Source organism: Microcoleus sp. S13_C3 (assembly GCF_036700905.1).
GTDB lineage: Bacteria > Cyanobacteriota > Cyanobacteriia > Cyanobacteriales > Microcoleaceae > Microcoleus.
Window position 1 is genome coordinate 1 of record NZ_JAUBPT010000266.1, and the last position, 6,283, is coordinate 6,283.

The following is a 6,283-nucleotide window of genomic DNA, read 5'->3' on the forward strand; positions in this document are numbered from 1 at the left end:
TACAATTATGAGTTAGCTCTAGGGGATTAAATTTAAAACCTCTAATTATAACATATATTTTTTTTGCAAGAGGTCTATTAGCTAGCTTTTTGAGTCGTCGCCCTCTCGCGTATCATTTGCATGACATTTTATCTACAGGTCATTTCAGCCCAACTAACTTAAAAGTAGCTGTAACTTTGGCTAATCCCTTTGCACCATTGGTTATTGCTAACTCCAAAGCAAGTCAGGCTGCTTTCCTCGAAGCAGGAGGACGCTAGGACATAATCGATGTCGTCTACAATGGCTTTGAACCTGAAGTCTATCAGAGCGCTCTAAAATTAGCCAACTCAAGACACAGCTAGAACTTGATGGGCAATTTATCGTCGGTCATTTCAGCCGATTGTCACCTTGGAAAGGTTAACATATTTTAATTGAAGCACTTACCTACAGTCCCAAAAATGTAACAGCTATTTTAGTGGTGATGGGCTCTTGGGTGAGCAGGATTATGTCCAGCAATTACACAAACAAGTGGCAGAATTAGGACTTGAAGATCGAGTTAATTTTTTAGGCTTTCGTTCAGATATTCCGCAGTTAATGGCAATTTGTGATTTAGTTGCACATACCTCAACCGCACCCGAACCTTTTGGCAGAGTTATTGTCGAGGCTATGCTGTGTGGTAGACCTATAGTTGCTGCTCAATCTGGATGGGCTATTGAATTAATAGAGCCTGGGCATCAATGGCTTTTTGGTTCCTCCCGGCAAGCCACACCAACTCGCAGAAGTTATTAATACCTGTCATAACCCACCTGAGTATAAGATCGCGATCGCCCAATCTGCCTACTATATGGCTAGTCGGCGTTTTCACCAGACCAATATCGATCGGCCGATTGCGGATTTGCTGAGCAGGACTTTTAGCTGAGTTGTCCTAATGTATTATGAGTTATAAGCGATTTTTCCCAAAGTCTAATAACCTCCTGTTCGCTCCTTTTTACGGATTTATAACTGCGAGAGTTTGCCGAATCTCGCTCGATCGCCTCGCCGTATCTGCCACATTCAAAGCGTACAAACTACTGGCATTATCCACGTACAAAGGCGTACCGTTTGACAAATATTCCAACACCATATCGGTGTCTTTGGCAAACAAACCGCGCCGCGTTCCTACTTTGAGGTTGCGCCGATTCTCTCCCTGAATTAATTGACCGGATTCTGGCGTAAAAACCAGCGTTCCTGCTTCTCCGTAGATGGTAAAAATGTTTTCCGACTGCCAAAAAGTCTCTCCTTTTCCATAAACAGCTTCAGCGACAAGGCCATTGGCAAAGCGCAACTGTGCATTGCACAAACAAGCTTTGTAGAAATCCGGCTGACTGTCCCAAAATTGAGCTTGACAGTTAACGCTTGCCACTTCCCCGAACAAATCAGTAAATCGGTGCAGTCGCGACAGTGCACCAACTAACGGAAAGCCAAAGAGGGAATGTTGATAAGTCCACCGCTGTGGCGCTGAGTGTTGAGGACTCATAGTAATGTAGCGGGCGTAAAAAACTTTACCGACTAATGGCAAAGATTCTTTGATCGCTTGGTGCAAACCGCCTAACAGTTCGATGTGTTCGATGTGGAGGAGTTTTTGCTTTTGGGCGGCAAGTTCGATCGCCCTTTCTGCTTCAGATACGTTTAAAGATAGAGGATATTCCACCACAACGTGCTTGTTACTTTCTAGCGCCGCCAGGACGATCGCCCCGTGATCCCGGTTCACGGTACAGACAATCACCAAATCTAAATCGTCTCTTTCTACCAGCTTGCGCCAGGAAACCGCAGCTTCGGCCCCGAATCCTTGACAAAATGCTGCGGTTTTCTCCGGGGAGTGGCCCGCAACTGCTACCAAGTTCGATCGCCCATCAGCTTGAATTGTCTCGGCCCTCAACTTAGCTGCAAAACCAGTACCCACAATCCCCACGCGAATTGGAGAATTAACCGAAAAACCAAAGCGAGTATCAATATTAGTCATGGGATTTGAGATTTAAGATTTTAGATAGTTACAGACTTGCGGTGCAGGACTTTAGGGTTTTATCGCCCCGATTTTAAGCTGTGGTTGTGGTGCGATTTATTCGATCGAGCCTTCAACACCCAAGTCTTGATGCGATTCTAACTATACATTTCAACGCCGGCGGGGACTTGCCTTGCAGCCAGTCTTGCTGAAACTCGATCGATACACCGCATACCAACAACCCAGTTTTTGTGTTGTAGGGCTCAAAATAGGATTTTTCCTAGAAACCCGGTGGTTTAGCGCAAGTCTTGCGGCAACAGTATCACAAGGCTGAACCCAACATAGGTATAAGTAATAAAGATGAAATTAGAAAAAATTATAACTAATCCCATTCAAATTTTTTGTAAATAAGTGTTGCAACCTTGCTTCTTTCCCCTACTATCATAGAGGGAACAAACCTAAGAGCTCACCTCAAAGCTAATAGAGCCTTGAAGGTTGCATTAGGAAAAATTATAGATCTTGTTGAATTTTTGAGAGGATTAGTGCATGGCGACTTACAAAGTTACCCTCATCAGCGAAGCCGAAGGAATTAACCAGACCATTGACGTTGATGACGATACTTACATTCTTGATGCTGCTGAAGAAGCAGGACTCGACCTTCCCTACTCTTGCCGCGCTGGAGCTTGCTCCACCTGCGCCGGCAAAATCACAGCAGGCAAAGTTGACCAATCCGACCAATCTTTCTTAGATGACGACCAACTCGAGGCCGGATTTGTCCTCACCTGCGTCGCCTATCCCCAGTCTGACTGTACGATCGAAACTCACAAAGAAGAAGAGCTGTACTAAAAAAGGACGTTCCGCGCGATACCTTAGGAAACCTGGTTTCTAGTTTCCAGGATTAAGCTGAAATACGGCAATTATGTTAAGAAACCGGGTTTCTGTGTCTAAGACTGAAACAAGCCGCCAGGAGCAATTGCTAGGATGATATTTTCCTAGACTTTTAGGTAATACTCATGACAATTGGTGTAGACTGAAGTAGCCTGCATAAAACCATCAGTAATGATGACTTGGACTTTCTCTCACTTCTCTCAAGCTTTCGCTTGAGAGCATCTCTGTAATCCTTGCGGTTCGAGGTTGGTCAAAACCAGTGAAGAATACACCTCCAAAATTTGTGCAAAATACGGTGAGAGCCATAAAAGTTAGGTGGCTCTAAAATTTTTCACTGCCCCAACTGTGGTTAGGGATGAGAATTAAATAAAATCCACTTTTCATGACTGTTGTGGGATGGGCGTCCCGCCCGTCCTTTCTGGGCGGGCGGGACGCCCATCCCACAAGAAAAAAGGGAAATTATTTAATTGACGCTCCTTAGAAAACACCCAGTTTGAGTAGCGCTTTAGGGATTTTCCTTAAAGCTTTGTGGGATACCACCATGCTCTGGGACCTGTCTGATGAGTGTGCTATATTTGGATTCTCTCAGGTTTTCGGAGATTGTCTGGATTAAAAGTATCAGTCTGTCACTCCCAGCTATAAATTTCTAACTGTTTTAGCAGATAGCTGACCAAATAATTTTAGATTTTAGATGGCAGATTTTAGATTAACTGTGAAACCAATCTAGAATCCCAAGTCTAAAATCTAAAAGTTTTACGACTGATATTTAGTCTCGCGTTGCGCGGACTTTGTTTGTGTAGTGCCGATGATTTAAATCGCCGACTTTAGTAGGTATAAGTAATAAAGATGAAATTAAAAAAAGTGATAACTAATCCCATTCAAATTTTTTGTAAATGAGTGTTGCAACCGGGCTTCTATCCCCTACTATCATAGAGGGAACGAACCTAATGCCTAACCTCAAAGCTCATAGAGCCTTGAAGGTTGCATTAGGAAAAATTATCAATCTTGTTGAATTTTTGAGAGGATTTAGTGCATGGCAACTTACAAAGTTACCCTCATCAGCGAAGCCGAAGGACTTAACCAGACCATTGACGTTGATGAAGATACTTACATTCTCGATGCTGCTGAAGAAGCAGGACTTGACCTCCCCTACTCTTGCCGCGCTGGAGCTTGCTCCACCTGCGCCGGCAAAATCATATCAGGCACTGTTGACCAATCCGACCAATCTTTCTTGGACGACGACCAAATCGAGGCCGGAATGATCCTCACCTGCGTCGCCTATCCCCAGTCTGACTGTACGATAGAAACTCACAAAGAAGAAGAGCTGTACTAAAAAGGGGGCCGTCAGTCATCTGCTCTAACTCCAAGCTATTGATTAATAGCAGTTTGATGCGATAGCTGACCGAATAATTTGAGATTTTAGATAGCAGATTTTAGTTAGCTCGTAAAATTTAGCCTAGAATCTAAAATCTCAAATCTCAAAATTTTAGGACTTGCGCTAAAGATTCGGAAAAATCCGGCATTGAGATTGCATTGCTCCTGCTTGCATTCGATAGTTTTTACGCAAGTCCTCACTGAATTTTGGGAGTTTAATTTTATGGTTGCCAAAATGTAATGTTATCGCCCAGCGGCACAACTTGAGTGCCAGGAAAATAAAAGCCCAGAATTTGAGATCCATTCCAGCCCAAATTAGCCAAATTGTAAGAACCAGTCTGACTCATTCCCACCCCGTGTCCGAAACCGCCTCCGACAAAAGCATAACCGTTGAGAGTTTTGTCGGGATTGTAAATTGGTTCGAGGTAAAAAAGCGTGCTAATCGGCGGGTAAAAAGCATTGCGAATCTCGTCTTTGTCGATATCAATCGGGCCCAAGTCAGTTTGAACCTTCATTTTCAAAACTCGACCTGCGGGCGACCTTTCTACCACTTCCACCTGAGTGACAGTTTTCAAATTAGCCAGCGGGTGCTGTTTCTTCTGAAGATACTGTTTGAGAAATCCACCAATTGCCGTCAAAGAAGCAGGTTCGCGCCACCGAAAAGTGTCTTCTTTTTCCTCATTAAACCCTTTTTGCAAACTGATAAAGCGGCGGAAATTGTTTTCGTCAGACAAACTCTGCTTGGACAAATCCCAAATATTATTAGGCGAATCGACGATCGATCGCAAATATGGACGTTCCGCACCCTGCCACACATCGCTAAAAGTCGCTGTCACGCCGCCGCTAGAGGCGGAATAGAGCGCGTCTACTAGCTGATTTTCGTAAGTTAGAACCAAACCGCTCGTTTGGGCGATCGCCTTATCACTTTGCGGGTAAACCTCCGTCAAACCCTTATAAACTTGACAGTTAACATCAGCGCACAACTCATAATTATCCACAGCAAACCGACGCAAATTTCTCAGGGCATAGGTTCTCGCTAAAATAGTTTGAGCGACAATCGCAGCGTAAGGCGAAAAAGCCCCAATTTCGTGAGGAACAACACCCCGCAAATAAGTTTCGGTCAGCACTTTATTCACCAAAGTATAAGTGCCGTAAGAATTTTTTTGCAGGTGCAAACTGCCGCCATAACGGTGAGTTTGTTGAATTGCTTTTTCTGGTTCAGTAGCTGTGGCCTCTTGGGTGGTTTGTTCCAATACCTCAATCACATTTTTCCCGGCCGTCACATCCAACTCATTGCGGTTGAAACGAAAGCCGTTTAAAACCCAAAATGCCTGGGGTACTTGTTTAAAAACTTTGGAATCCAAAAAAGCTGTTGTGTTCCCTTGAGCTTGCAAACTTTGCAACAGCCAGCGCCGCACCAAAGGAGAGTTATAAACATCTCTTTTCGCCCAAACTTGCCAGCGCAAAGGTTGAGCAATTTCTACTTCTATTCCCTGGGCGCGCCACTGATTGGCACTGTCTTCCGCACTCTCGAAACTGCGGTGGGAGCTCAGAACAACTCGTTCTTCTACTAAGGGCGCTTCCAGCGGTTTCGGGGCTATTTCTAACTTGACGCTAGCAGCCGTTTTGGTTTCTATGCCTTGAGGAGTTTTGTAACGCAAAGTTAAGCTGTCGCCCGGTAATGCTTTCAGCGTCAGTTTGTCGGTTGCTTTGGTGCCAAACCGCTGCACTACGCCGATTTTGATGGGTCTATTTTGGGGAGTTTGGGCGTATCCCGCAGCGCTGAAAAGAGGCAACAGGCACAATGCGGTGAAAACAGTCCTAGAAATGCAGCTAAACCATTTGTAATTGGGAGTTGGAGGTGCTTGAGCGGACACAGTTATCTATCTCCCGATAGTTGAAATTTGGGGATTTTTGATTGTACGTTAGCACATTTGGCCGCTGCTATAGGGGAATTGCTGAAGATAAGCTGGTTTGGTTCGTTAAACCGATAGTCCGACAGGGGTTGAAACCCCTGCCTCAAAGCGAAAGTCCTCTCAAAGAGGACTAATGAATTATTCA

General features: G+C 44.5%; 6 protein-coding genes. 3 read left to right on the forward strand and 3 right to left on the reverse strand.

Annotated elements, in window-relative coordinates; genetic code table 11:
- Positions 1 to 468 precede the first annotated feature (468 nt).
- Entirely contained in the window at positions 469 to 768 is a 300-nt protein-coding gene (locus tag QUA16_RS35215; RefSeq protein ID WP_333109640.1) for a glycosyltransferase, read from the forward strand.
- 199 nt (positions 769 to 967) lie between these two features.
- On the opposite strand, the gene QUA16_RS35220 is transcribed toward QUA16_RS35215, so the two are convergent.
- Entirely contained in the window at positions 968 to 1,981 is a 1,014-nt protein-coding gene (locus QUA16_RS35220; RefSeq protein WP_333109641.1) for a Gfo/Idh/MocA family oxidoreductase, read from the reverse strand.
- Between the two features lie 525 nt (positions 1,982 to 2,506).
- Here QUA16_RS35220 and QUA16_RS35225 point away from each other — a divergent pair.
- Together QUA16_RS35225 and QUA16_RS35230 are read left to right on the forward strand one after the other, a co-directional pair.
- On the forward strand, positions 2,507 to 2,806 hold the full coding sequence (locus tag QUA16_RS35225; protein ID WP_333109642.1) for a ferredoxin: 300 nt from the start codon (positions 2,507 to 2,509) through the stop codon (positions 2,804 to 2,806).
- Positions 2,807 to 3,881: 1,075 nt separating this feature from the next.
- On the forward strand, positions 3,882 to 4,181 hold the full coding sequence (locus QUA16_RS35230) for a ferredoxin (RefSeq protein WP_333109645.1): 300 nt from the start codon (positions 3,882 to 3,884) through the stop codon (positions 4,179 to 4,181).
- Between the two features lie 262 nt (positions 4,182 to 4,443).
- Here the strand turns inward: QUA16_RS35230 and QUA16_RS35235 are convergent, their stop codons facing one another.
- On the reverse strand, positions 4,444 to 6,099 hold the full coding sequence (locus QUA16_RS35235) for a SpoIID/LytB domain-containing protein (protein WP_333109644.1): 1,656 nt from the start codon (positions 6,097 to 6,099) through the stop codon (positions 4,444 to 4,446).
- A 2-nt stretch (positions 6,100 to 6,101) separates the two neighbouring features.
- A partial coding sequence (locus QUA16_RS35240; RefSeq protein WP_333109643.1) for a hypothetical protein occupies positions 6,102 to 6,283 on the reverse strand: 182 nt, incomplete at its 5' end.